The organism is Segnochrobactrum spirostomi, assembly GCF_009600605.1.
GTDB classification, from domain to species: Bacteria; Pseudomonadota; Alphaproteobacteria; order Rhizobiales; family Segnochrobactraceae; genus Segnochrobactrum; species Segnochrobactrum spirostomi.
Genome location: NZ_VWNA01000001.1, coordinates 1,770,001 through 1,794,530, shown reverse-complemented (window position 1 = coordinate 1,794,530; position 24,530 = coordinate 1,770,001). Strand labels below are relative to the sequence as shown.

The window sequence follows — 24,530 nt, the reverse complement described above, 5'->3', positions numbered from 1 at the left end:
CTCAGTTGAGATCATCTGCGATCTCGCTTGCCGATCGCGGATCGAGAAGGGGGAGGGCCGCGATCGTCCTGCCGAGGGCGAGCATCTCCTCGACCGTCATGCGTCGGGCCCTGCCGCGAGAGGCGAACCCCTGGGCGCGCGCTTCGCGCTCGAGCGCGGCTCGGATCACCTGCTCGGGCGCTTGCCCGCTGCGTGCCGCCATTCGTCGGGCCAGGTATTCAATATCGTCGGACAGCTCGATCATGGCCGCTTCCTCCGCTCTTCCCACGATATAACGAACCTGTGCCCGTCATGAACCGGCGCCTGGCGGTCCGGCGTGCCGGTGCGCGTGGATGGCGTGCTTGACGCGGCTGCTCGCACGGTGGCATGGCGAGCGTTCGCTGGGACAGCCATCAGGACCGAACCCCGACATGACCGACACGACTCTGCCCGACCGCCTTTCGAGCGACCCTTCGAGCCCGTTCCATGACGCGGCGCTGCTCGAGCGCGGCATCGGCATCCGCTTCAAGGGCGTTGAGAAGACCAACGTCGAGGAATATTGCGTGAGCGAGGGCTGGATCCGCGTCGCCGTCGGCAATGCCCGCGACCGCAAGGGCAATCCCCTCACCATCCGCCTCAACGGCGAGGTCGAGGCTTATCTGAAGGACGAAGGCTGAGCCTCGTCTGCGCCACGGCGCCGGGTTAGGCCGGGCGCAGTGGCGTCACCCGGCGCAAGGTGAGGTTGATCCGCCCGCCCTCCGGCAGCAGCCGCGAGGAGCCGGCGAGCACCCGGTCGATGCCGTGGAAGGCGAGCCGCGCAGCCCCGCCGAGCACGATCGCGTCCCCCGAGTGGAGCGTCACGCTGCGGCTCGGATCGCCGCGCTTTTGTCCTCCGACGCGAAACACCGCGCTGTCGCCGAGCGACAGCGAGACGACCGGCGCGTCGAGCGCCGCCTCGTCGCGGTCCTGGTGCAGGCCCATGCGCGCACCGGTGCCGTAGAGATTGATCAGGCAGGCTTCCGGCGGGCCGGGCCAATCGGCGAGCGCCGCCCACGCATCGAGTAGCATCGATGGAATCGCAGGCCACGGCCGGCCGGTTTCGGGATGGCCGTTCTGGTAGCGGTAGCCTGTGACGTCCGAAACCCAGCCGAGCGAGCCGCAATTCGTCATCCTGACCGAGAAGGCCTTGCCGGTGCGCGGCATACGCGGGGTGAAGGCAGGCGCCTCGGCGAGAATCGCGGCGATCGCCTCGGCGAGCCGGCGCAGGGCCGCACCGTCGAGAAAGCCCGGCACATAAAGGGCACCGTTGATATCGAGCATCCTGGGTCTCCAAGGCCGGCGCGCCTCGGAACATAGGCACGCGGAGGCGACCGCGCGAGGGGCGAGGGCGCCCCTGCGGCGACGGCCTGTCGCGAGGCTTGCCGCGCGGTCACCCGTCCGTCACCGGCGCAGTTGACGCCCGCGCGCGGTGAGCCCTAGATCGGCGCACCATGGATCTTCCCGCCCGCTCGATCGCCATCGCCCGCACCCTCATCACTTGCCCCAGCGTCACCCCGGCGGGGGCGGAGGCGTTCGACGCCGTCGAGGCGCTGCTGCGGCCGGCCGGCTTCGCAGTGGAGCGCCCGGTCTTCACCGAAGACGGTACGCCCGCGGTGGAAAACCTGTTCGCCAAGCTCGGGACGGGCGGCCCGCATCTCACCTTTGCCGGCCATCTCGACGTGGTGCCGCCGGGCGAGACCGCGCGCTGGACCCACGGGCCGTTCGCGGCCGAGATCGCCGGCGACGATCTGATCGGCCGCGGCGCCGTCGACATGAAGGGGGCGGTCGCCGCTTTCATCGCCGCCGCGCTCGATTATGCCGAGGCCCACGGCGGCGTGCACGGGGGCGTTCTGCCCGGCACGATCTCGTTCCTCCTCACCGGCGACGAGGAGGGGCCCTCGATCAACGGCACGGTGAAGCTCCTCGATTGGTGCCGGGCGCGGGGCGAGCGCTTCGATGCGGCGCTCGTCGGTGAGCCGACCAACGCGGCGACGCTGGGCGACACCATCAAGATCGGCCGCCGCGGCTCGCTGTCCGGCACGGTGACCGTGCGCGGCGTGCAGGGGCACGTCGCCTATCCCGAGCGGGCGGACAACCCGATCCCGGCGCTGGTCCGCCTGCTGCCGGCGCTGCTCGACCCGCCTCTCGACGCCGGCACGCCGCATTTCGCGCCCTCGAACCTCGAACTCGTTTCGGTCGATGTCGGCAACCCGTCGTGGAACGTCATCCCGGCGGAGGCGCAGGCGCGCTTCAACATCCGCTACAACGACCTGTGGACGCCGGAGACGCTCGCGGCCGAACTCGCCCGCCGGCTTGCGACTGCCGCCGCGGCGGCCGGTTTGCCGGTGCCGGCGCTCGCCTTCGAGCGGGTCTCCGGCGGCGTCTTCCTGACCGCGCCGGACGGCCGCCTCGTCGAGGCCTTGACGGCGGCGGTCGGCGAAATCACCGGCGTGACGCCCGAGCTCGGCACCGGCGGCGGCACGTCGGACGCCCGTTTCATCAAGGATTATTGCCCGGTGGTCGAATTCGGCCTCGTCGGCACGACGATGCACCAGATCGACGAGCGGGTGCCGCTCGCCGAACTCGGCGCGCTTGCCCGGCTCTATCGCCGTTTCCTCGATCATTTCTTCCGGGCCTGAGGCGATGGGATTGGTGCGTGCCTATTCGGAAGCCCGCCGTGCGCTTCAGGGCGCCCTCGACATCCTGTTCGGGCGGCCGAACGCGCTCGCCGCCTTCGATTTCTCGGTCGAGGGCTTCTGGGGCTCGTTCGCCGCGATCGTGCTGCTGATCCCCGCCTTCGCCGTCTCGACGATCGGCGAGGCGCAGCTTTCGATTATGCTCGCGGAGATGCCGAACGGCGTCTTCCCGTGGGGCCCGTTCGTCTTCACCCGCGCCGTCGCGCTGATCGTCGATTGGGTGACGTTCCCGATCCTGCTCGGTCTCGCGGCGAAGCCGCTCGGCATCGGCGGGCGCTATGCCGCCTTCATCATCGTGCGCAACTGGGCGAGCGTCGTCTCCGCCGCGATCTACGTGATCCCGGAGATCCTGCTCTCGTTCGGCCTCGTCGGCACCGACGGATGGCTGCTCGCGAGCCTCGTCGCGCTCGTCGGCGTGCTCGCCTACAATTATCGGGTGGCGCGGCTCGCGCTCGGCACCCCGGTCGCCTTCTCGATCGGCCTCGTGGTTCTCGATTTCCTCGTCAGCATCGGCGTCTCGACCCTGATCGATCGGCTGATCGGGCCGTGAGGCCTCTCTCGCTTCGCCGATGATGCGCACCGATCGCTCGCGACGGCCTTGAGCCGGACGAGCGGCGTAGCGCCAGCGCACCGGGAGGCGGGCGTCCGCTCCTCGTTGAGCTGCAATTTATGCTGTGACACTCGTATAAATTGTGTTATTTACAATTCTGCGACTGCTGGGGTGCGAACTGAAATCCTTGCGTTGTTGCTCGCGCCTCTCCGACCGTCATCGAAGGGGGGAATTGCTATGGCGACGCCGCAAGATTTCTACGATCATCTCAAGCCGTTTCTCGGGCTGCCCTATATCTGGGGCGCGGATGGACCTTCAGCGTTCGACTGCTCCGGCTTCGCGCAAATGGCCCTCGCATCCTTGGGGCTCGATCCCTCGGGGGACCAGAGCGCGGATGGCCTCTACCGACACTTCAGCGATCGGCGCAATGGGACGCCTGTGTTAAGTCGGGCCGACGTCCATTGTGGAACCATCGTCTTCTACGGCACGCAGCGCCGTGTCGGGCACATCGCCATCTGTTTGAACCCGACGCTTATGATCGAGGCGGGCGGGGGCGGCTCGGAAACGATCTCGGTCGCCATCGCGCGGGCGACAGGTGCCAAGGTCCGCGTTCGGCGGATCGACCGACGGCACGACATCGTTGGCTTTCGGCGGCCGACCGGCCTGCCATGGGCAAATAATGCGGTTGACCCCGAACTGCCGCCCGGGATCGAAACTCAGTGATCTGCGGGCTTCAATAATCGACCCGCATGAGGGCGAGGCCGTCCGGGGGGGCGACGGGGCCGCAGGCCTTGCGGTCGCGCGCCTCCAAGGCGCTCGCGAGGTCGGCGGCGGTCCAGCGTCCGTCGCCGACGAGGGCCAGCGAGCCGGTCATCGAGCGCACCTGATTGTGCAGGAACGACCGCGCCGAGACCTCGATCGTCACGACCGCGCCGTCGCGGGTCACGGTGAGCCGGTCCAACGTGCGGACCGGGCTCTTCGCCTGGCACTCGGTCGAGCGGAAGGTCGTGAAATCGTGGCGGCCGAGGAGAACCTTCGCCGCCTCCGCCATCGCGTCCGCGTCGAGCGGGCGCGGCACCTGCCAGATGCGGCCGCGCTCCAGCGTCGCCGGCGCCCGGCGATTGAGGATGCGGTAGCGATAATGCCGCTCGACCGCCGAAAAGCGGGCGTCGAAATCGTCGGCCACGATCTCCGCCGAAAGGACCGCGATCGGCGACGGGCGTAGGTGCGCGTTGATCGCATCGCGCACGGTGTCGGTCGGCCAGGTCCGCGTCAGATCGATGTGGGCGACTTGGCCCTCGGCGTGGACGCCGGCATCGGTGCGGCCGGCGCCGTTGACGCGCACCGCCTCACCGCAGAAGGCCTCGACCGCCCGCTCGAGCTCGCTCTGGATCGACGTGCCGAGGCCCTGGCGCTGCCAACCGACGAAGAGGCCGCCGTCATATTCGATCGTGAGCTTGTAGCGGGGCATCGCGTCCGGCCGTCAGGTGAGCCGGGTGCCGGCGGCGATCGGGGTGCCGCGCAGAAAGACGTCCGCCGCCATCGGCGCCTTGCCGGCCCGCTGCACCTCGACGAGGCGCACGGCGCCGTCGCCGCAGGCAATTGTCAGGGCGTCGTCGAGCACGGTGCCGGGCACGCCGGTTCCGTCCGCCCGCACGCTGCGGAGCACCTTCAGCCGCTCCGGCTTGCCGCCGATCTCGATCTCGGTGAAAGCGCCGGGGAAGGGGGAGAGCCCGCGGATGTGGTCGTGAACGGCGCCGGCGGCCCGCGTCCAGTCGATCCGCGCCTCGGCCTTGTCGAGCTTGGCGGCGTAGGTGACGCCCTCGGCCGCCTGGGGCTCGCTGCCGAGGCTGCCGCGTTCGAGCGCCGCGAGGGCGCGCACCATGAGGTCGGCACCGAGGCGGGCGAGGCGGTCGTGGAGTTGGCCGGCGGTTTCGTCGGGGCCGATCGGCGTGCGTTCGGCGAGCGCGACGGGGCCGGTATCGAGGCCTTCCTCCATCCGCATCACCATCACGCCGGTCTCGGCGTCGCCGGCCATGATCGCCCGGTTGATCGGCGCGGCGCCGCGCCAGCGCGGCAGCAGCGAGGCATGGAGATTGAGGCAGCCGTGCTCCGGCGCCTCCAGCACCGGAATGGGCAGGATCAGGCCGTAGGCGACCACCACGGCGACGTCCGCGCCGTGGCCGGCGAAGATCGCCTGCTCGTCCGGATCGCGCAGGGTGCGCGGGGTGAAGACGGGAATGCCGAAGCGTGCGGCCAGATCGTGGACCGGCGAGCGGCGCTCGGCCATGCCACGCCCGGCCGGCTTCGGCGCGCGGGTATAGACCGCGGCGACCTCGTGGCCCTGGCCGAGGATCTCGACGAGGGTCGGCACCGCGAAATCGGGCGTGCCCATGAAGACGACGCGCAGGGTCATGAAAGGGCTCCGCGGGAACGCCCTTGAGAGCGGCCCGGCCGTGCGGCGGCACCGGTCCGCCCGCCGCCGATGGGGAACGGGAGACCGCCACGCGGTCTCGCCTCGAGGATCAGTCGACGCTTTCGCGGGCGGCGAGCTTCGCCTGCTTCTGGAACTTCTTCACCACGCGGTCGCGCTTCAGCTTCGACAGGTGGTCGATGAACAGGACGCCGTTGAGGTGGTCGATCTCGTGCTGCAGGCAGGTCGCGAGGAGCCCTTCGGCCGGAAGCTCGCATTCCACACCGTCGCGGTCGAGGAAGCGGACCCGCACGCTCGCCGGCCGCTCGACCTCCTCGTAATATTCGGGGATCGAGAGACAGCCTTCGCTGTAGATCGAGTGCTCGTCGGACGCCCAAACCACCTCGGGATTGATGAGGGCGAGGGGCGCGGGCGGCGCCCCCTCCTTCGCAACATCGGTCACGATGACCCGGCGGGGCACGGCGATCTGGATCGCCGCGAGCCCGATACCGGGTGCGTCGTACATCGTGTCGAACATGTCGTCGATGAGCGCGCGCACGTCGTCGCCGACGCTCGTCACGGTCTCGCTGGGCTGCCGGAGACGGGCGTCCGGCAGAATAATGATGTCGCGTATCGCCATGGCAGACAGATAGGAAAACCGCGGGGTCCGGTCAACGCGCCGTTTCGCACCGGCGGAACTTCCGCCGGTGCTCGTGCGTTTGGCCGCGGCGTCGCTCAGCGCGTGCGGATGAAATCCGCACGCGGGCCGAACCCGCCGCGATATCCGGTCGCGACCCCACGCTCGCTGTCGAACCCGCGCGATGCGCCGCCCCAGCCTTGGTTGGGCTCGCCGAAGCCATCGCGCGCGAAACCGTCGTGATAATTGCCGTCGTAGACACCGGGAAGGCCGTTGGCCGGCTGCGAGCCGTAGCTGCCTTGGTGCGGCAGATCGAGATCGTGGTTCGCCCAGCTCGACGTCGCCGGGGCAGGGGCCGGTGTTGCGGCAGGCGCGGGCGCTGGGGTGGGCGTCGGTGCCGGGGCGACCGTCGTCGGAATCGGCGCCGGCGTCACCGGCGGCGGCGCGACGATCGCGGGCGGCCACGCATTGTAGACGTTGACCTCGTCGACGCCGACGCCGGCCCAGCCCGGACCCCAGCCCCAATAGGGTCCCCAATAGGGGTAGGGACTGCCCCACGCCGTCGGGGTGACGCCGAAGGCGAGCCCGGTCGGGCCCTCGTAGGCGAGCGATTCGTTGTAGCCGTAGGTGACGGGGTGGCCGTACCAATCGCCGCCGACATAAGGGTCGTAGGAATAGCCGGTGCCGTAGACGACGGTTCCGTCCGTGCCGAGATAGGCGCCCATGTAGCCCGGCAGGTAGCCGGTCAGCACCGTCGAATGGTCCGAGGAATAGACCCGCACATAGGTGACGTAGTGGAGCGGCGAGCTCGGCGGGATGGTGTAGATGACGCTCGGCACCACCGTTGCGACACGCCAGTCGCCGAACGGCGTCGAGGCGACGAACCAGACGCCGCGGCTCAGCGCGTAGAAGCGTTCCGCGTCGAGCTCGATGACCGGGATCGACGCGTTGGTCGCATAGAGGAGCGGCGTTCCCTCGATCGGCATCAGGATCGGCTTGCCGCCGTTGCCGTCATAGGTCACGTCGATATGGGCGTCGCGCGACACCCGCGCGGTACGCGGGATGGTCGCCGCGATCGCCGCGGCCTTCGCCTGCGGGGTGCCGGGCACCGCGGTGAGCGCGATGGCCGCCGGCCCGCGGTCGGGGATCTTGGCGAACTCGGCCGGCAGCGACTTGCCGGGCACGAAGGTCCACGGCCCCTCGACCCCGGGTGCAGAGAACCAGCGGCCGGACATCAGAACGTAGATCTTGCCCGGCTCGCCTGTCGCGCTGAGCACGATGTGGTCCGCATTGGCGAGACGCTGGAGGTCGACGCCTGCGATCTTCTCCCAGCGCGGCGGGCCCTGGGTGACGACGAGTTCGGTGGGCTCGGTCGAAACGTAGAGCGTCGGCGCCGGCTCGACCGGCTTGCCGTCGGCGGGCAGCAGCGGATCGGGATGCATCCGCGCCTGGGCGAACTTGGCGGCGAGCTGGAGATTGCGCGGCAGGTCGTCCTCGACATTGAGCGGACCGGTCAGCGACGCGCCGCTGTACCAGTGACCGGCGGCGCGGACATGGTAGGTCCCGGACGGGTCCTCAAGGATCAGCACCCGGGAATTCAGCACGCGGTGGACGTCGTCGGTGCCGCCGACCGGCTTCATCACCGGCTTGCCGTCGATCGGCACGAGGACCGTCGGAACCGACGTGAAGACGATGCGCGGCGGGTCGTTCTTGACCGCGACGATCTTGCTCGCGTCGACCACCTGGGTCGTCGCGTAGTCGGCCTGGAGCGTCTTCAGAGAGACGGTGATGCCGTCGGGCGGCGTGCGCGATTGCAGGATGGCGAGCAGACGCGACGCCTCGGCCGGCGCCGTCGGCGCGTCCACCTTTTCGAACACGATGTTGTCGATGGTGACGAGGCCGGAATCCTTGTCGACCGTGCTCTTCGCGGAGAAGACCGCCTGGGCATAAGCCGGCGGCGCTTTCGGCTTGCCGAACGCGAGCGAGAAGCGGCCGCGCATATCGGTGCCGTCCCATTCGTCGATCTGCGGCTGGAAGATCTGAATCTGCTCGCCCGACACCGTGACGGTCTGCGGCCAGCGCGCCGTCAGATCGGCCGCCGTCGCCGCGGGCGAGGTCGGTGTTTCGGCCGCTGAAGCGCCAAGCGCCGGCACAGAAAGAAGGACGAAGAGCGTTGCAAGCCGCGCGATGGCGCGCGGCCGATCAAGACGAGCCATAGGACACCCCAAACGACACGACGCGGGAGCGCGCCGCCTTCCCCGTGCGCATTTTAGCGGGGTTGCAAGCGGAACGCGACGCCGGAGTTGCAAACGGCTCCGGCCGTCCGACCCTATGGGACCGATCATGGCACCCTTATGATGGGATGCAATGCGGTGCGCGCGCTGCGGGAGTCAGGCCACTGCCGCCCGCCAGCGGCGGCGATAATCGGCGAGCCGCGCCGGCGCGATCGGGACGGCCGGCGTGAGCTGCGGCGCCGGCGTGCGGCCCGGGGCGGCGAGGGCCAGCGCGCCGCCGATGGTGCCGGCCCGGTCGCCGGACACCATCACCGGGTCCTCGCGCAAGGCGGCGAGGAGGCCGGGATAAAGCGGGTTCTCGGCGAACGGCCCCTCGATGACGACCGGGCCGCGGGCGCCGAGGAGGTCGAGCGAGACGTCGGTGACGAGGGCGCAATAGAGGCTCGCGAGGGCGGCGCGACCGCTGGCGGAAAGCCCTTCGGCGTCACGGATCTCGCCGGTCCGGCCGGTGAAGGGTCCGCCCGTCGCGACGAAGGCGGGCAGCGCCATGGCACCCGCGGCGAAGACGGCGTCGAGATCGTCCGCCGTCGGGTTCGGTGCGCCGTCGCCGGCGATCGCCGCATATTCGCGCCCGCCCATGAAGCGGGCGGTCGGGGTCGGCTCGCCGAGGGCGTCGACGTTGACGAGGCAATCGTGGGCTTCGTCGAGACCGTGCGACGGGATGCCCGAGGCGAGCAGGATGATCCAGGTGCCGCTCGAGACGACGACGAACGGATCGCCGGCCGGCCGCGCCAGCCGGTGGCGCAGGAACGAGGCGTTCGAATCGTGGATGCCCGACAGCACCGAGACGGACGGCGACAGGCCCGTCGCGGCCGCGACCGCCGGGGAAATCTTGCCGACGACGTCGCCGGCCCCGACGAGGGGCGGGGCCAGCCGCGCCCAGCCGCGGCGCTCGGCGAGCGGCGAGAAGCCGGCGGCGGCCGGCGACCAGAGATCGGTGTGGCAGCCGGCCGAGGTCACCTCGGTGGTGGCGACGCCGGTGAGCCGCCACGACCAATATTGCGGCCAGAACAAGAGCCGCGTCGCGGTCTGGAACGCTTGCGGAAAGCGCGTCTCCAGGAAATAGAGCTGGCGGCCGAGATTGAGGCCGAGCGGCACGAACGGCGAGCCGGTGAGCGCGAACGGATCGCGTTCGGCCCGGTAGGCGTCGGCGACCGTCTCGAGCGCCGGCTCCTCGTAATCCATCACCGGGAGGACGAGGTGGGTCTCGTCGGCCAGCGCCGCGCAGGCCCCGTGGGCGACCGGCACGATCGCCCCGATCCGTGCCCTGTCCGGCGCCGCGGCGAGCGCCGCGAGCACGAACGCCTCGATCGCGTCCGCATCGATCGCCCGGTAGGGCGCATCGGGGAGCGGCGCATTCGGCCGCACCGCGGACGACAGCTCGCGGCCCGTCTCCGGATCGGCGACGACGACCTTGGCGTTCGTCTTGCCGATGTCGAGAACCGCGACGAGGGGGCGCTCGGGGGTCAGCACGGCGGTAACCTCAGGGAAGATGGAACATCGGGACGAGCGGCGCCGTCACCGGCGAGCCGTCCGGGTTCGACGCCATGATGTCGCCCATCATCGCCCACCAGCGGCGCATCACCTCGGTCTCGGGCAGGCGGTCCATGCCGTGGACGGCCGGGCGCCGCAGCACCGCGAACAGGATCAGCGTCTCGGGATCGAGGAAGATCGAATAATCCGAGATGCCGGCCTCCTTCAGGAGGGCGACGAGCTCCGGCCAGATCTCGTCGTGGCGCTTGCGGTATTCCGCCTCGAAGCCCGGGAAGAGCTTCATCTTGAAGGCGATCTGCTCGAGGTCCTGGGTCTCGGTCATGGGCGGCTCTCTAGCGTCGCGACGGGCGGATGATCCCGGCGCGGGTGAGCACCACCGGGACCGAGATGACGGCGATGAGGAGACCGCCGACGACGATCTGCATCACGATGCCCGGCACGTTGAGGAGGCCGAGCCCGAAGGTGACGAGCCCCATCAGGAGCGCGGCGAGCACGACGCCGAGGATCGAGCCGACGCCGCCGAGGATCGAGACGCCGCCGAGCACGACCATGGTGATGATCTCGAGCTCCCAGCCGACCGCGATCGAGGGCCGCGTCGAGCCGAGCCGCGAGGTGAGGCACACCGAGGCGAGGCCCGAGGCGAGGCCGACGACGGCGAACAGCATGAAGCGGTAGCGCTCGACGGCGATGCCCGAGAACAGGGCGACCGTCGGGCTGTTGCCGATCGCGAACAGGCGGCGCCCGACCACCGTGCGGTGGAGCACGACGGCGAAGAGGGCGGCGAGGCCGAGGAAAATCGCGAACTCGATCGAGAGCGGCCCCCAGGCATAGCCCTGGCCGAACACCTCGAAGCCCTCGGGATAGGACTTGATGACCTGATCGCCGAGGATGGCGTAGCCGACGCCGCGATAGAGGCTCATGGTGCCGATGGTGGCGACGATCGCCGGCACGCGGAAGAGCGTGACGAGGGCGCCGTTGACCATGCCGCAGGCGAGGCCGGTACCGAGCCCGACGAGGGCGACGATCCACCAAGCCGCGCCGGCCTGTGCCGCGAGGCCCATCATCACCGAGGCGAGCGCGATGATGCCGGCGACCGAGATGTCGATCTCGCGGCCGATGATGAGGAGCGCCATCGGCAGCGCCACGATCGCCTTCTCGGTGAAGTTGAAGGTGGCGTCCGACAGGTTCCAGATGTCGAGGAAATAGGGCGAGGCGAGGCTACACGCGACGAAGCCGGCGGCGAACAGCACCACGAGCAGGAATTCCCAGCTCCGCACGATGCGGGCGAGGCGCGAGGGCGGCGCGGTGTAGCGCTCCACGGCGGCGCGGCCGGCGGCCTCGTCGGGCCGGGTCGTTTCGGGAAGGGCGTTCATGCGGCCTTCTCCTCCAGGATGCGGCGCCCGGCCGCGCGGCCGTCGCCGCGGGCGTTGACGATGACGGCGACGGTGATGACCGCACCGGCGATCGCCATCTGCCAGAACGGCGAGATGCCGATGAGCGGCAGGGCGTTCTTGACGAGGCCGAGGAACAGGGCGCCGAGCACGACGCCGGCGACGGTGCCGAGCCCGCCGGCGATCGAGACGCCACCGATCACGCAGGCGGCGATGGCCTGGAGTTCGAAGCCCTGGGCGACCTCGACATAGGCGACGGCGAAGCGCGACACCCAGAAATAGCCGCACAGGCCCGCGACCGCGCCGGAGATGACGAAGGCGAGCGCCTGCATCCGCCACGGATCGATGCCGGCATAGAAGGCGGCCGAACGGTTGCCGCCGGCGACGTAGAGATTGCGCCCGGCGACGGTGAAATTGAGGAACCAAGTGGCCGCCGCGATGCCGGCGAGCGCGATCCAGGTGAGCAGCGTCAGGCCGAGGAAGGGGACGCGGATGAAGCCGAGGAAGGCGTCCGACATCTGGTTCGAATTGACCCAGGCGCCGCCGGTGATGAGGAAGATGCAGCCGCGATAGACCGCGAGCGTGCCGAGCGTGACGACGATCGACGGCAGGCGCAGCTTCCAGACGAGCACCGCGTTGAAGGCGCCGAGCGCTGCGCCCATGACGAGGGCGAGCACGATGATCGGCGCGACGCCGAGGCCCGGATGGGCGGCGTTGACGAGGGCGACCGTGACGCCGGTCAAGGCGAGGTTCGCCGCCACCGAGAGGTCGATGGCGCCGGTCAGGATCACGCACATCTGGGCGAGCGCGAGCAGGAACAGGATCGCGGTGTCGTCGAGGATGTCGGCGAGATTCGACGGCGCGACGAAATCGGGGAAGCGCAGGGCGACTGCGACCGCGAGCACCACGTTTAGGGCGGCGAGCGCGGCGTCGCGGCTCGCGATCCAGCGGTGGAGCGCGGAGCGTCGCGTGGTAGTGGCGGCGGGAGCGGCGGCCATCGGGTTCTCCTCAGGCGTCGGTGGCGGCGCGCACGACCGCTTCCGGGGTCGCTTCGGCGCGCGTGAAAGTGCGGCGGACCCGGCCGCGCGCCATGACGAGCACGCGGTCGGCCATGCCGAGGACTTCGGGAAGTTCGGACGAGACCATGATGACGGCGAGCCCCTGGGCGACGAGCTCGGCCATGAAGCGGTGCACGGCCGCCTTCGAGCCCACGTCGATGCCCTTGGTCGGCTCGTCGAGGATCAGGATGCGCGGCTCGGTGGCGAGCCATTTGGCGATCACCACCTTCTGCTGATTGCCGCCCGAAAGGTTTTCGACGAGCTGATCGAGCCCGGACATGCGCACCTGGAGGCGCTTCGCCAGCGCATCCGCGACGGCGCGCTCGCGGGTCCGGTTGAAGAAGCCCGCGACGGAGAAGCGGTCGAGGCTCGGCAGGGAGATGTTGTCGAGGATCGATTGCTTGAGGACGGCGCCCTGGTGCTGGCGGTCCTCCGGCACGTAGACGATGCCGGCGGCGATGGCGTCGGCGGGCCGCTCGATGCGCACCGGCTGGCCCTCGACGACGAGGCGTCCCGCGGAGGGCTTGGTGATGCCGAACACCGCCTTCATGACCTCGGAGCGGCCGGCGCCGACGAGGCCGTAGACGCCGAGGATCTCGCCGCGGCGCACCGAGAAGGAGACGTCGTCGAATTCGGTCGGATGCGAGAAGCCTTCGACGCGCAGCGCCTCGGCGCCCGGCGTCACCTCGATCTTCGGGAAGATCTGGTCGACGGAGCGGCCGACCATGAGGCGGATCAGTTCCTCGGTGTTGGTGTCGGCGATGCGTCCGGCGCCGACCGCCGCGCCGTCGCGGAACACCGCGTAGCGGTCGGCGATCCGCATCACCTCTTCGAACTTGTGGCTGATGAAGAGGATGGCGCGGCCCTCGCCCTTCAGGCGCTCGACGATGCGGAACAGGTCCTCCGCCTCGCGGTGGGAGAGCGCGGCGGTCGGTTCGTCCATGATGACGAGGCGCGCGTCGTGAGAGAGCGCACGGGCGATCTGGACGAGGTGCTTCTGGGCGATCGAGAGCGACTTGAGCGGCAGGTCGGGATCGAGATCGGCCTCGAGCTCGTGGAGCAGGCGGCGCGCCTCGCTGCGCATCTTCGCCCAGTCGACGGTGCCGAACCGGCCGCGCGGGCGGTTCGAGACGAAAATGTTCTCGGCGATGGAGAGATCGTCGAACACGACCGCCTCCTGGTGGATGGCGGTGATGCCGAGACGTTCGGCGTCGGCGGCCGAGGTGACGCTGACCGGCTTGCCGGCGATCAGGATCGAGCCGGTGTCGGGGGCGTGGATGCCGGTCAGCACCTTCACGAGCGTCGATTTGCCGGCGCCGTTTTCGCCGATCAGCGCGGTGACTTCGCCGCCATAGAGATCGAGCGCCCCGTCGACGAGCGCGCGCACGCCCGCGAAGGCCTTGGTGACGCCGGAGAGCTGGATGAGGGGCTCGGTCATGACCGCTTTGCTTCGATGTGGACGCGAAATCGCAGACGCCGATCGGGCCTCCCTTCTCCCCGGTGGGAGGAGAAGGTGGCCCGCGGGGCGGATGAGGGAGGAAGGCCCCTCACCCTAGCCCTCTCCCCGGTGGGGAGAGGGGACTTCGTCGTGGTGGAGGAGATCGAACGACCTCGGATCAGAACAATCCGCGGTCAGAAGATCTTCGCGAACTTCTCGACGTTCGACTTGTCGTAGACGAACGGCTTGCCCATGGCGCCGTCGCCGTTCGCGTCGAAGGTCACGGTGCCGAGGCGGCCGATCGAGAGGGTGGTGTCCGGTCCGCCCTTCTCGCCCTTGACGAGATCGACGGCGAGGTAAGTCGCCGAATAGCCGAGGTCGATCGGGTTCCAGATCGCGAAGCTCTTCACGGTGCCCTTCATGACGTGGCCGGCGAGCTCGGACGGCAGGCCGAGGCCGGTCACGAACACCTTGCCGGTCAGGCCCGCGTCCTCGACCGCCTTGGCGGCGGCGACGATGCCGACCGAGGTCGGGGCGATGATGACCTTGAGGTTCGGGTACTGCTTCAGCAGCGCCTGGGTCTCGCGGTAGGACTTGTCCGCGAGGTCGTCGCCGTAGACGGTCGCGACGAGCTTCAGGTTCGGGAACTTCGGGAAGACCTTCTTCATCTCCTCGATCCAGATGTTCTGGTTCGTGGAGGTCGGCGTCGCCGACAGGATGGCGACCTCGGCCGGATCCTTGCCGACCACGTCGGCGGCGAGCTGCACGCACATCTCGCCGATCAGTTGGTTCGACGACGGGTTGAGGTGGACGATGCGGCCGGCCTTGGCGACGCCGGAATCCCACGAGATCACCTTGATGCCGCGCTGCATCGCCTTCTTCAGCGCCGGAACAAGCGCGTCCGGATCGTTGGCGGAGATCGCGATGGCGTCGACCTTCTGGGCGATCAGGGCGTTGATCGTCTCGATCTGGCCTTCGGCGGTGGTCGAGGTCGGGCCGGTATAGATGACCTCGACGCCGCCGATCTGCTGGGCGGCTTCCTTGGCGCCCTTGTCGGCGGCATCGAAGAAGCCGTTGCCGAGGGACTTCGGCACGAGGCCGACGCGGATGTCGTCGGCGAGGGCCGAGCCGGCCATCAAGGCCACGGCGGCGACGGTCAGAACGAGCTTGCGCATCATGGTCGATATCCTCCCAGAAGCCGCCGAAGCGGCCGTTTCGTTGCTCTCGCCAAGGCCGCCGAGGCGGCCGTTCGTTGCTCTAGAATGCTCTCCCGCGGGGAACGGGCGGGGTTCGTCCGGGCGGCGCAGGCTGAGCCCGTCGCCGCCGGTCTTCCTCATGCGGCCGTCTCGAGCGCCCGATCCTCGGGCAGCACCTCCGCAATGACGACCTCGATGCCGGCTTCGCGCACGATCGCGAGGTCCTCCTCCCTCGCCGAGGAATCGGTGACGAGCACGTCCACCCGCTCGAGCGGCGTCACGACCATCGCCGAGCGGGCGCGCAGCTTGCGCGCGTCGGCCATGACGACGAGGCGCTCGGCGCGCTTCAAAAGGCGGCGCTCCGATTGGATCACCAGGGGATCGGTCTCCATCCAGCCGAGCCGCCCGACGCCGTAGCAGCCGGTGAACATGATGCGGCCGGCGAAGTGGTCGATCGCGTCGGCCTCCTCGAACGGGCTCAGGATGATGTTCTGCTCGGGATAGACGGTGCCGCCCGGCAGGGTGATCCGCGACCGCGCCTTGACCAAGAGATCGGCGGCGATCGGGAACGAATTGGTCAGGATGTCGAGGTCGAGGCCGGCGAGGAACTCGACGAGCCGCAGAGTCGTCGTGCCGCCGTTGATGATGACGCTGTCGTCGGGCTCGACCAGACGGGCGGCGGCGCGGGCGATGGCGCGCTTCTCCGCGATCGCGGTCTCGAGATTGACGACGAAGGGGACGCCGACGAGGTGCGGGGTGTGGCGCGGCCGCAAGGCCTCGGCGCCGCCGCGCACGCGTTTCAGCTCGCCGCGGTCGGCGAGCGCGATGATGTCCCGGCGGATGGTCGCCTCGGAGGCGTCGAGCAGATCGACGAGATCGCCGACGCTCACGACGGAGCGCTCCTCGACGAGCTTCAGGATCAGGCGATGGCGTTCGCGCTCGAGCATGGCCCTCGGATTTCCACCCGGCGCCGCCTCAGCGGGCGGGCCTTATCTTGTTTCAGTCAGATCACGTCATTTTCCTACCGCTTGTCAACGGTATTTGCGCGGAACGTGACCGTATTTGATTGCTGCGCCGCACAATATGAATGTCGATGACGGAAGATGATTGAAAAGCGCGCACGCTCGGCTTATCACCGGGTCGATTCAAGCGAACCAGGCGGGCGGCCCGCCGGGGCGCCTCCCGTGCGGAACGAACCGCCGCGGGCGCCGTCCGGCCGGCTGACGCACCGTCGGAACCGGGAGGACGGCCCATGCTCGACACACCCACCAGCAATCAGTCTCCGCTGCTCGCCGATCTGTGGGATGCGGCCCATGCCGCCACGCTCTCCGAGCCGGAGCGCCTGCTCTACCGCTCCAACCTGCTCGGTTCCGACAAGCGCATCACCAATTATGGCGGCGGCAACACGTCGTCGAAGATCCGCATGGCCGATCCGCTCACCGGTGAGCTGGTCGACGTGCTGTGGGTCAAGGGCTCCGGCGGCGACATCGGCTCGATGAAGCTCGACGGCTTCGCGACCCTCTATCTCGACAAGCTGCACGCGCTCGCCAAGCGCTACACCGGCGAGGAGATGGAGGACGCGATGGTCGACCTCTATCCCCACACCACCTTCAACCTGAACCCCCGCGCGACCTCGATCGACACCCCGCTGCACGGCTTCCTGCCGGCGCGCTATGTCGATCACGTCCACCCTGACGCCGTCATCGCCATCGCCGCCTCGGCCGACAGCCGCAAGATCACCGAAGAGGTGTGGGGTGGCGAGATCGGCTGGCTGCCCTGGCGCCGTCCCGGCTTCGAACTCGGCATGTGGCTGAAGAAGTTCGCCGAGGAGAACCCGACCGCGAAGGGCGTCGTGCTCGAGGCGCACGGCCTCTTCACCTGGGGCGACAGCGAGGAGGAGTGCTACAAGCGCACCGTCGGCTCCATCAACAAGGCGATCGCCTGGCTCGCCGACAAGAGCGGCGGCAAGCCGGTGTTCGGCGGCGTCAAGGTTCCGGCCGCCGATGCCGCGACGCGCCGCGCGGTGGCGAGCGCCGTGATGCCGGTGATCCGCGGCCTCATCTCCGAGGGCACCCGCAAGCTCGGCCATTTCGACGACCAGCCGGCGGTGCTCGATTTCGTCGGCTCGAACGATCTCGACAAGCTGGCGCCGCTCGGCACCTCCTGCCCGGACCACTTCCTGCGCACCAAGATCGCGCCGCTGGTGCTGCCGTTCGACCCCGCGACCGAGACCGTCGCCGACCTGCTGCCCCGTCTCGCCCCGGCGATCGAGGCCTACCGCGCCGGCTATGCCGCCTATTATGAGCGCTGCAAGCGGCCGAACTCCCCGGCGATGCGCGACCCGAACGCGGTCGTCTACCTGATCCCCGGCATCGGCATGATCACCTTCGCCGGCGACAAGGCGACGGCGCGCATCGCGGGCGAGTTCTACGTCAACGCCATCAACGTGATGCGCGGCGCCGACACGGTCTCGACCTATCGCGGCCTGCCGGAGCAGGAAGCCTTCGACATCGAATATTGGCTGCTCGAGGAGGCCAAGCTCCAGCGCATGCCGAAGCCGAAGTCGCTCGCCGGCCGCGTCGCCCTCGTCACCGGCGGTGCCGGCGGCATCGGACTGGCGACCGCCCGCCGCCTCGCCGGCGAGGGCGCCTGTGTGGTGATCTGCGACATCGACCAGACCGCGCTCGCCGTGGCGGATGCGGCGCTCGCCAAGGCCTTCGGCCGCGACGTGATCGCCGCGTTCCCGGTCGACGTGACCAAGGAGGAGACGGTCGTCGCGCTGTTCCACGAGGCGGCGGCGGCCTTCGGCGGCCTCGACATCCTGGTCTCGAATGCCGGCATCGCCTCGTCGGCGGCGATCGAGGACACCACGCTCGCGCTCTGGCAGCGCAACATGGACATCCTTTCGACCGGCTATTTCCTGGTCTCGCGGGAGGCGTTCAAGCTCCTCAAGGCGCAGAACCGCGGCGGCTCGATCGTCTTCATCGCCTCGAAGAACGGCCTCGTCGCCTCGCCGGGCGCCTCGGCCTATTGCACGGCGAAGGCGTCCGAGATCCAGCTCGCCCGCTGCCTGGCGCTCGAAGGCGCGCCCCACGGCATCCGCGTCAACGTTGTGAACCCGGACGCGGTGCTGCGCGGCTCGAAGATCTGGTCGGGCGAATGGCGCGCCCAGCGTGCAGAGGCCTACAAGGTCGACGAAGGCGGCCTCGAGGAGGTCTATCGCCAGCGTTCGATGCTGAAGCTCAGCGTCTACCCCGAAGACATCGCGGAAGGCGTCTATTTCTTCGCCGCCGATCTGTCGTCGAAGTCGACGGGCAACATCCTCAACGTCGACGCCGGCCACGCCCCGTCCTTCACCCGCTGAGGCGGGGGCGGGAAGAGGTCGGACCGGCTTGGCGCTCGCCGCCGCCGACGCGCCGCGAAAATAACCCTCTCCATCGTCATCCCTGGGCTTGTCCCGGGACCCAAGGGCCGTGCGCGCCGTCTTCGCCGCCCCTGGGTTGCCGGCACAAGGCCGGCAATGACGAGGGATAGGATTCTGTTCGCCGCCGAAACCTTCGGGCGTGAGGGGCGAGGGCGGTTGCGGAAAAGCCTCTCCCTACCGTCCGCTGCGGCGGTCGAAGACGCGGCGGCCGAACAGGCTGGCGACGAGTTCCACCGTCGTCAGCGCACTGCGGCCGCGCTCGTCGAGGAACGGGTTGAGCTCGACCACGTCGACCGAGCAGACGAGCCCGCTGTCGTGCAGCATCTCCATGGCGAGATGGGCCTCGCGATAGGTGAGGCCGCCCGGCACCGCGGTCCCGACCCCCGGCGCCAAAGCGGGATCGAGCACATCGACATCGAAGGATACGTGCAGGAGCCCGTCGCACGCCGCGACGCGGGCGAGCACGGATTCGATCAGCGGTCCGACACCGCGCTCGTCGACTAGGCGCATGTCGATCACGTCGACGCCGCGCGCGGCGAGGAGCTCGCGCTCGCCCGGATCGATCGAGCGCACGCCGAGGATCGAGAGATTGCGCGGCGGCACCCGCATCCGCGGCTCGTCGCCGAAGATCGCGTCGAGTCCAGGCTCGCCGCAGATCAGGGCCGCCGGCATGCCGTGGAGATTGCCGGAGGGCGAGGTCGCCGGCGTGTTGTAGTCGGCGTGGGCATCGAGCCAGAGCACGAAGAGCTCGCGCCCTTGAGCGGCCGCATGGCGGGCGGCTCCGTTCACCGTGCCCATGGAAAGGGAGTGATCGCCGCCGACGAAGATTGGCATGTCGCCGGCCTGGAGCCGGGCGAAGGCCTGATCGCTCAGGCTGCGCGCCCAGCCGGCGATCTCGACGACGTTGCGGGCGCCCGCCGGCAGGGCCGCGGAGTCGAGCGCGACCCGGCGCGGCGCGAGGTCGCCGAGATCCTCGACCGTGTGGCCGAGGGCGGCGAGCGCCGCGACGAGGCCGGCCGTGCGCAGCGCCGCCGGGCCCATCTGGCAGCCGGAGAGGCTGGCGCCGAGTTCGACCGGCGCCCCGATCAGCCGCACGGGCGCGCGGGCGCGGCCGCCACGCCACGGCGCGGCTTCGCGCGCCGTGGCGCGCGCGGCGATGACCTCCGCGGACGAGGCCGCAGGGGAAACGGATTCGATCATGGGATCTCTCCTCGTCAGGCGCGAAGGCTCTCGAAGGCGTCGGCGATCGCCGCGAGCGCCCAATCGACCTCGTCCTTGCGGATCACGAGCGGGGGCGACAGGCGGATGGTGTGGCCGTGGGTATCCTTGGCGAGGATGCCGCGCGCCCTGAGCGCCTCGCAATATCGGCGGGCGCCGCCCGCTTCCGGCACGAGCTCGACGGCGAGCATCAGGCCGCGGCCGCGCACCTCCTTCACCGCATTGGTGCGGATGCGCTCGAGCCCGTCGCGGAAATAGGCGCCGAGCGTCGCCGCATTCTCGATCAACCCCTCTTCGGTGAGCACCTTCAGGGCCGCACGGGCGACGGCGCAGGCGAGCGGGTTGCCGCCGAAGGTCGAGCCGTGCTGGCCGGGCTTCAGGACGCCGAGCACCTCGCTGTTCGAAAGCACCGCCGAGACCGGATAGAAACCGCCCGACAAGGCCTTGCCGACGAGGGTCACGTCCGCCTCGATGCCCTCGTGCTCCTCGGCGAGGAGCTTGCCGGTGCGTCCGAGCCCGGTCTGGATCTCGTCGAGGATCAAGGTGACGCCGCGGCGGGTGCAGAGATCGCGCACCGCCGGGAAATAGCCGGCCGGCGGGATGATGACGCCGGCCTCGCCCTGGATCGGCTCGACCAAAAAGGCGACGGTGTTCTGGGTGATCGCCGCCTCGAGCGCGGCGATGTCGCCGAACGGAACCACGCGGAAGCCCGGGGTGAACGGGCCGAAGCTGCGGCGCGCCTCCGGATCGGTCGAGAAGGAGACGATCGACAGGGTGCGACCGTGGAAATTGTCGGCGCAGACGATGATCTCCGCCTTGTCCTCGGGGATGCCCTTCACCTCGTAGCCCCATTTCCGGCAGGCCTTGAGGGCGGTTTCGACCGCCTCGGCGCCGGAATTCATCGGCAGCACCTTGTGGGAGCCGGTGAGCGCAGCGATGTCTTGATAGAAGAGCGCGAGCTGGTCGTTGCGGAAGGCGCGCGAGGTCAGCGTCAGGCGCTGTGCCTGGGTGATCATCGCGGCGAGGATCTTCGGGTGGCAATGCCCCTGGTTCACCGCCGAATAGGCGGACAGGCAATCGAGATAGCGGCGCCCATCGATGTCGTGCAGCCAGACGCCTTCGCCGCGGGTGATGACGACGTCGAGGGGATGATAATTGTGGGCGCCGAGTTCGTGCTCGATGCGCAGCACGTCGCCGAGGGCGAGGGGCCGAGGCTAGGATCGCCCGGCCCGAGCGCACGCACGTCGAGATCGCTGGGGGCGGAGACCGGGCGCATGGGGACCTCTCAGGTCGGGACAAGGATGATCGACCCAGAATAGGGCGTGGGCGCGGTCAGCGAATAGACAGCAGAGTGGGCAAAGTGATAGCTCTCGTTGGCGATATGGTAGGGGTGGGTATCGATATGGCAAAGCAGAGCGTCGTCGTGACCGGAGCGCGCCGGTGAACGAACTCGACGAGACGGACCGCCGCCTGATCGCGCTGTTGCAGGAGAACGGCCGGATGCCGACGGCGTCGCTCGCCGCGGTGCTCGGCGTCTCGCGCGGCACGGTGCAGAACCGCATCGCCCGGCTGCAGGCGGCGAAGGTGCTCGTCGGCTTCACCGTCCGCCTCGGGCAGGAGGTCTCCGACGAGGCCGTGCGCGCCATCACCTCGATCGCGATCGAGGGTGACCAGACCTCCCGCATCGTCGCCGCCTTGGCGCGGATGCCGGAGATCACCCGCCTCCACTCGACCAACGGCCGCTGGGATCTCGTCGTCGAGATCACCGCGGCCGATCTCGGCCACATCGACCGGGTGCTGCGCGAGATCCGCTCGCTCAAGGGTATCGCCGGCTCGGAGACGAGCCTGCTGCTCTCGCGCTACAAGTAAGGTGGGGCGAGGCGCAAGGCGGGCAGAACCGGCACGCGAGCTTGCTCAGTCTGCTTTCTTACGCGCCTTGGCGCTTCTGCGTGCGACCTCGTCGACGAGCGTGGCGTTGATACGGGCCTGCCAGCCCGGTCCCTCGCTCTTGAACGCTTCGATGACAGACGTGTCGAGACGGATCGAGATGTGCTGCTTCTTGGGCTTGCGAGCCGGCCCGCGTCGTTGACGCATCTTCGCGGCTATTTCCGGGAACGCCTCGGCGAATGGTCGCGCGGTCGCCAGTTCCTCGTCCGTCAGCTCCGGGCTTTCGACCGCCTTCCAATCGTTTTCGCCGTATCCGCGCCCAGGCTGAAACTCGGTCAGAAGTTTTCTTTTCGTCATCGCAGCAATCTCCGCTCGCTGGTGCTCGCCGGTCGCATGCTGATGACGGAGATCGCTTCGACTCCGAGCGTGGCAAATACGACCGTGATGACACCGTTCAGCCAGCCGATCGCAGCGTAGCGACCAAGCTTGGCCTCGACGATGATCGCGCCGAGGAAGAAATCCTCGTCCAGGTCGGCGAAATCCAACCCATGCTTATCAAGGTTGATCAATCGCTTAGGTTCGTCCCAGACGATCCTCATCGCTTATATCGTATATACGATATACGCCCCTTTCAATGGCTGATCGTCCATCTTAATGGCTCTCTGGATCGCGTGTCTCACCGCGTGAGGCCGTAGGGATCGAGATGCGCCCGATCACGCCGGCCCGACCGCGCCAAGAGCCCCGGCGAGCCGCCGGTCGGCGAGGTTGAGAACGCGGTCGACCGTTCCCTCCGGCAGCGCCGCATGGGTGACGAGCACGACGGTCCGGCCTGCGGCCGCCGCGGCGAGATCGCGGAAGAAGGCTTCCTCGGTCTCCGGGTCGAGCCCGGCGGTCGGCTCGTCGAGGGCGATGATCGCGGCCGGCGAGAGCAGCGCCCGGGCGAGGCAGAGCCGCCGCGCCTGTCCCGCCGACAGCGTCTGTCCCGCCTCGCCGACCCAGGACGCGAGCCCGTCCGGCAGGCTGCGGACGAAGTCGCCGAGCCGTGCCTTGTCGAGTGCGTCGTAGAGGCGGGCGTCGTCCGCCGCCGGATCGCCGATCCGCAGATTTTCGCCAAGCGTTCCGATGAAGACCGGCGCCCGCTGGTCGAGCAGGGCGACGCGGCGGTGCAGGTCTGCCTGGGCGACGTCCCGCACGTCGGCTCCGGCGACCGTCACGCGGCCGGCGTCGACATCCATGATCCGCAGCAGGAGGTGGAGGATCGTCGATTTGCCCGCCCCGCTCGGCCCCACGATCGCGACCCGCTCGCCGGGCGCGACCGCGAGCGACAGCCCGTCGAGCACCGGCCGCGCCGGATCGTAGCCGAAGCGGACCGCCTCGAAGCGGAGATCGGCGCCGTCCGGCAGGGCGACCGGGGCGGCGGAATCGACGACGAGCGGCTCGAGATCGGCGAGTGCGCCGATCCGCCGGGCGGCGGCGGCCGCTGCGCCGAACCGGGCGGCGCCACGCATCACCGGGCCGGCGATTTCGAACAGCGCGACGATGGCGAGGAGCACGCCGACCAAAGTCGCCGGTGCGATGGTGCCCGCCGCGAGCGGACCGAGGCCACCGGCGAGCGCCGCGACCATGGCGAGCCCGGCGGCGGCCTGGACGATCGCCTGTCCCGTCGCGGCGACGGTCGCCTGGCCCCGCCGTGCCCGCGCTGCCTCGTCGGCGGCCGCGGAGAAGCGCGCGCCGGCCGCGGCCTCGGCGGCGAAGGCGACGATGTCGGCGTGGCCTTCGACCGCATCGACCACCGCACCGCGCAGCCGGGCGTTCGCCCCCTGAAGCCGTTCGCCGGCGGTGCGGCCAGCCCGGATCAAGAGGAACGGCGCGACGAGAAAGGCCAGCGCCGCGGCGGCGAGGAGCGCGAGCGCCGCCGCAGGCAGGATCGCCCACAGCACGAGGGCGAGCAGGGCCGTCATGACGAGCCCGGTCGCGATCGGCGCAATAGCGAGAAGAAAGACGGTGTCGAGCGCGTCGACGTCGCCGGTGAGCCGCGAGACGAGGTCGCCGCCGCCGAGCCGTCCGAGCCGGCCGGGTGCGAGCGGGATCAGGCGGCGGAAGACGAGGGTGCGCAGGTCGGCGAGGAGCCGCAGCGTGGCGTCGTGGCCGGTGACGCGCTCGGCATAGCGCGAGACGATGCGCAGGAACGACAGCCCGCGCACCAAGGCCGAGGGGGCGAACAGGTCGAAGGTGAGGCTCGCACCGGCGAGCGCGGCGGCGGTGATGAACCAGCCGGAGACGCCGAGGAGCCCGATCCCCGCCGCGAGCGTCAGGATCGAGAGGAGAAGGGCGAAGACGAGGCCCCGGGCGTGGCGGCGGAACGCCGGCAACAGGCGGAAAAGATCGTTCATCGGGCCGCCTCCACGTGCGCCGCCGCGACCGGCACCAGCCGGCCGTCTTCGATTTCCACGATCCGGTCCATAAGGCGGGCGACCGGGCGGGCATGGGTCGCGACGATGAGGGTGCGGCCGCGGGCGAAGGCGCGGATTGCTGCCGCGAGCCGGAGCTCCGTCGCCGCGTCGAGATGGGCGGTCGGCTCGTCGAGCAGGACGAGATCGCCGCCGCGCAGAAAGAGCCGGGCGAGGGCGACGCGCTGGGCCTCGCCACCGGAAAGACCGTAGCCGCGCGGGCCGATCTCGGTCGAAAGCCCGTCCGGTAGCCGATCGGCGAAGGCGGCGACTTCCGCCGCCTCGGCCGCCGCCCGGATCGCCGCCGCGTCGGCCTCCGGCCGGGCGAAGCGAATGTTGTCGGCGAGGGTGCCGGAGACGATGTGG

General features: G+C 69.7%; 25 protein-coding genes (1 of these 25 running past the window's edge). 6 read left to right on the top strand and 19 right to left on the bottom strand.

What is annotated here, in order from left to right; genetic code table 11:
* Position 1: 1 nt before the first annotated feature.
* Positions 2-244 carry a hypothetical protein gene (locus F0357_RS08040; RefSeq protein WP_153479854.1) on the bottom strand — a complete coding sequence of 81 codons (243 nt, stop codon included), beginning with the start codon at positions 242-244 and terminating at the stop codon, positions 2-4.
* 166 nt (positions 245-410) lie between these two features.
* On the opposite strand from F0357_RS08040, the gene F0357_RS08035 reads away from it, so the two are divergent.
* Positions 411-656: a DUF3297 family protein gene (locus F0357_RS08035; RefSeq protein ID WP_153479853.1), complete on the top strand. Its 246-nt coding sequence runs from the start codon at positions 411-413 to the stop codon at positions 654-656.
* A 25-nt stretch (positions 657-681) separates the two neighbouring features.
* Here F0357_RS08035 and F0357_RS08030 read toward each other — a convergent pair whose 3' ends face one another.
* Positions 682-1,299 (bottom strand): alpha-ketoglutarate-dependent dioxygenase AlkB, encoded by a 618-nt coding sequence (locus F0357_RS08030; RefSeq protein ID WP_153479852.1) that lies wholly within the window; start codon positions 1,297-1,299, stop codon positions 682-684.
* A 170-nt stretch (positions 1,300-1,469) separates the two neighbouring features.
* On the opposite strand from F0357_RS08030, the gene dapE reads away from it, so the two are divergent.
* The 3 genes from dapE to F0357_RS08015 all read left to right on the top strand — a co-directional run bounded on the left by dapE (position 1,470) and on the right by F0357_RS08015 (position 3,987).
* Positions 1,470-2,657 (top strand): succinyl-diaminopimelate desuccinylase, encoded by a 1,188-nt coding sequence (dapE, locus tag F0357_RS08025; RefSeq protein WP_153479851.1) that lies wholly within the window; start codon positions 1,470-1,472, stop codon positions 2,655-2,657.
* 13 nt (positions 2,658-2,670) lie between these two features.
* Complete coding sequence (locus tag F0357_RS08020; RefSeq protein WP_153479850.1) at positions 2,671-3,264, top strand: hypothetical protein; 594 nt, start codon at positions 2,671-2,673, stop codon at positions 3,262-3,264.
* A gap of 237 nt (positions 3,265-3,501) precedes the next feature.
* A complete protein-coding gene (locus F0357_RS08015) occupies positions 3,502-3,987 on the top strand; it encodes a C40 family peptidase (protein WP_153479849.1) in 486 nt (161 codons plus the stop codon).
* A 10-nt stretch (positions 3,988-3,997) separates the two neighbouring features.
* Here F0357_RS08015 and truA read toward each other — a convergent pair whose 3' ends face one another.
* The 11 genes from truA to F0357_RS07960 all read right to left on the bottom strand — a co-directional run bounded on the left by truA (position 3,998) and on the right by F0357_RS07960 (position 16,132).
* Positions 3,998-4,735 carry a tRNA pseudouridine(38-40) synthase TruA gene (truA, locus tag F0357_RS08010; protein ID WP_153479848.1) on the bottom strand — a complete coding sequence of 246 codons (738 nt, stop codon included), beginning with the start codon at positions 4,733-4,735 and terminating at the stop codon, positions 3,998-4,000.
* Between the two features lie 12 nt (positions 4,736-4,747).
* The gene (gene fmt / locus F0357_RS08005) at positions 4,748-5,680 is read right to left on the bottom strand and encodes a methionyl-tRNA formyltransferase (protein ID WP_153479847.1); all 933 of its coding nucleotides are present in this window, start codon (positions 5,678-5,680) and stop codon (positions 4,748-4,750) included.
* Positions 5,681-5,789: 109 nt separating this feature from the next.
* Positions 5,790-6,317 (bottom strand): peptide deformylase, encoded by a 528-nt coding sequence (def, locus tag F0357_RS08000; RefSeq protein WP_153479846.1) that lies wholly within the window; start codon positions 6,315-6,317, stop codon positions 5,790-5,792.
* A 95-nt stretch (positions 6,318-6,412) separates the two neighbouring features.
* Complete coding sequence (locus F0357_RS07995; RefSeq protein WP_153479845.1) at positions 6,413-8,530, bottom strand: carbohydrate-binding family V/XII; 2,118 nt, start codon at positions 8,528-8,530, stop codon at positions 6,413-6,415.
* A gap of 174 nt (positions 8,531-8,704) precedes the next feature.
* Positions 8,705-10,081: an FGGY-family carbohydrate kinase gene (locus F0357_RS07990; protein WP_153479844.1), complete on the bottom strand. Its 1,377-nt coding sequence runs from the start codon at positions 10,079-10,081 to the stop codon at positions 8,705-8,707.
* Between the two features lie 10 nt (positions 10,082-10,091).
* Entirely contained in the window at positions 10,092-10,424 is a 333-nt protein-coding gene (gene rhaM, locus F0357_RS07985; RefSeq protein WP_153479843.1) for an L-rhamnose mutarotase, read from the bottom strand.
* 10 nt (positions 10,425-10,434) lie between these two features.
* Positions 10,435-11,475, bottom strand: a complete 1,041-nt coding sequence (locus F0357_RS07980) for an ABC transporter permease (RefSeq protein ID WP_153479842.1) — start codon at positions 11,473-11,475, stop codon at positions 10,435-10,437.
* On the bottom strand, positions 11,472-12,491 hold the full coding sequence (locus F0357_RS07975) for an ABC transporter permease (RefSeq protein ID WP_153479841.1): 1,020 nt from the start codon (positions 12,489-12,491) through the stop codon (positions 11,472-11,474). The genes F0357_RS07980 and F0357_RS07975 overlap by 4 nt, the downstream gene beginning before the upstream one ends.
* Positions 12,492-12,501: 10 nt before the next feature.
* Positions 12,502-13,989 (bottom strand): sugar ABC transporter ATP-binding protein, encoded by a 1,488-nt coding sequence (locus F0357_RS07970; RefSeq protein WP_153479840.1) that lies wholly within the window; start codon positions 13,987-13,989, stop codon positions 12,502-12,504.
* A 194-nt stretch (positions 13,990-14,183) separates the two neighbouring features.
* Positions 14,184-15,167 carry a rhamnose ABC transporter substrate-binding protein gene (gene rhaS, locus F0357_RS07965; protein WP_153479839.1) on the bottom strand — a complete coding sequence of 328 codons (984 nt, stop codon included), beginning with the start codon at positions 15,165-15,167 and terminating at the stop codon, positions 14,184-14,186.
* A gap of 155 nt (positions 15,168-15,322) precedes the next feature.
* A complete protein-coding gene (locus F0357_RS07960) occupies positions 15,323-16,132 on the bottom strand; it encodes a DeoR/GlpR family DNA-binding transcription regulator (RefSeq protein ID WP_153479838.1) in 810 nt (269 codons plus the stop codon).
* Positions 16,133-16,437: 305 nt separating this feature from the next.
* Between F0357_RS07960 and F0357_RS07955 the strand changes: the two genes are divergently transcribed.
* Entirely contained in the window at positions 16,438-18,549 is a 2,112-nt protein-coding gene (locus tag F0357_RS07955) for a bifunctional rhamnulose-1-phosphate aldolase/short-chain dehydrogenase (RefSeq protein WP_153479837.1), read from the top strand.
* A gap of 234 nt (positions 18,550-18,783) precedes the next feature.
* Here F0357_RS07955 and rocF read toward each other — a convergent pair whose 3' ends face one another.
* Positions 18,784-19,809: an arginase gene (gene rocF / locus F0357_RS07950; RefSeq protein ID WP_153479836.1), complete on the bottom strand. Its 1,026-nt coding sequence runs from the start codon at positions 19,807-19,809 to the stop codon at positions 18,784-18,786.
* Positions 19,810-19,823: 14 nt separating this feature from the next.
* Complete coding sequence (gene rocD / locus F0357_RS07945) at positions 19,824-21,017, bottom strand: ornithine--oxo-acid transaminase (RefSeq protein ID WP_312861504.1); 1,194 nt, start codon at positions 21,015-21,017, stop codon at positions 19,824-19,826.
* Positions 21,018-21,267: 250 nt separating this feature from the next.
* On the opposite strand from rocD, the gene F0357_RS07940 reads away from it, so the two are divergent.
* Positions 21,268-21,696 carry an Lrp/AsnC family transcriptional regulator gene (locus F0357_RS07940; RefSeq protein ID WP_312861503.1) on the top strand — a complete coding sequence of 143 codons (429 nt, stop codon included), beginning with the start codon at positions 21,268-21,270 and terminating at the stop codon, positions 21,694-21,696.
* 45 nt (positions 21,697-21,741) lie between these two features.
* On the opposite strand, the gene F0357_RS07935 is transcribed toward F0357_RS07940, so the two are convergent.
* The 4 genes from F0357_RS07935 to cydD all read right to left on the bottom strand — a co-directional run.
* Positions 21,742-22,071 carry a BrnA antitoxin family protein gene (locus F0357_RS07935; RefSeq protein ID WP_153479835.1) on the bottom strand — a complete coding sequence of 110 codons (330 nt, stop codon included), beginning with the start codon at positions 22,069-22,071 and terminating at the stop codon, positions 21,742-21,744.
* Positions 22,068-22,313 (bottom strand): BrnT family toxin, encoded by a 246-nt coding sequence (locus F0357_RS07930; protein ID WP_153479834.1) that lies wholly within the window; start codon positions 22,311-22,313, stop codon positions 22,068-22,070. Before F0357_RS07930 ends, F0357_RS07935 begins: the two co-directional genes overlap by 4 nt.
* 114 nt (positions 22,314-22,427) lie before the next feature.
* Positions 22,428-24,107, bottom strand: coding sequence for a thiol reductant ABC exporter subunit CydC (gene cydC, locus F0357_RS07925; RefSeq protein ID WP_153479833.1), 1,680 nt, complete (start codon positions 24,105-24,107; stop codon positions 22,428-22,430).
* Positions 24,104-24,530, bottom strand: the 3' portion of a protein-coding gene (gene cydD / locus F0357_RS07920; protein ID WP_153479832.1) for a thiol reductant ABC exporter subunit CydD. Its footprint extends 1,346 nt past the window's final position; 427 of the gene's 1,773 nt are visible here — the last part of the coding sequence; its start codon lies off the right edge, out of view; it ends in the stop codon at positions 24,104-24,106. Before cydD ends, cydC begins: the two co-directional genes overlap by 4 nt.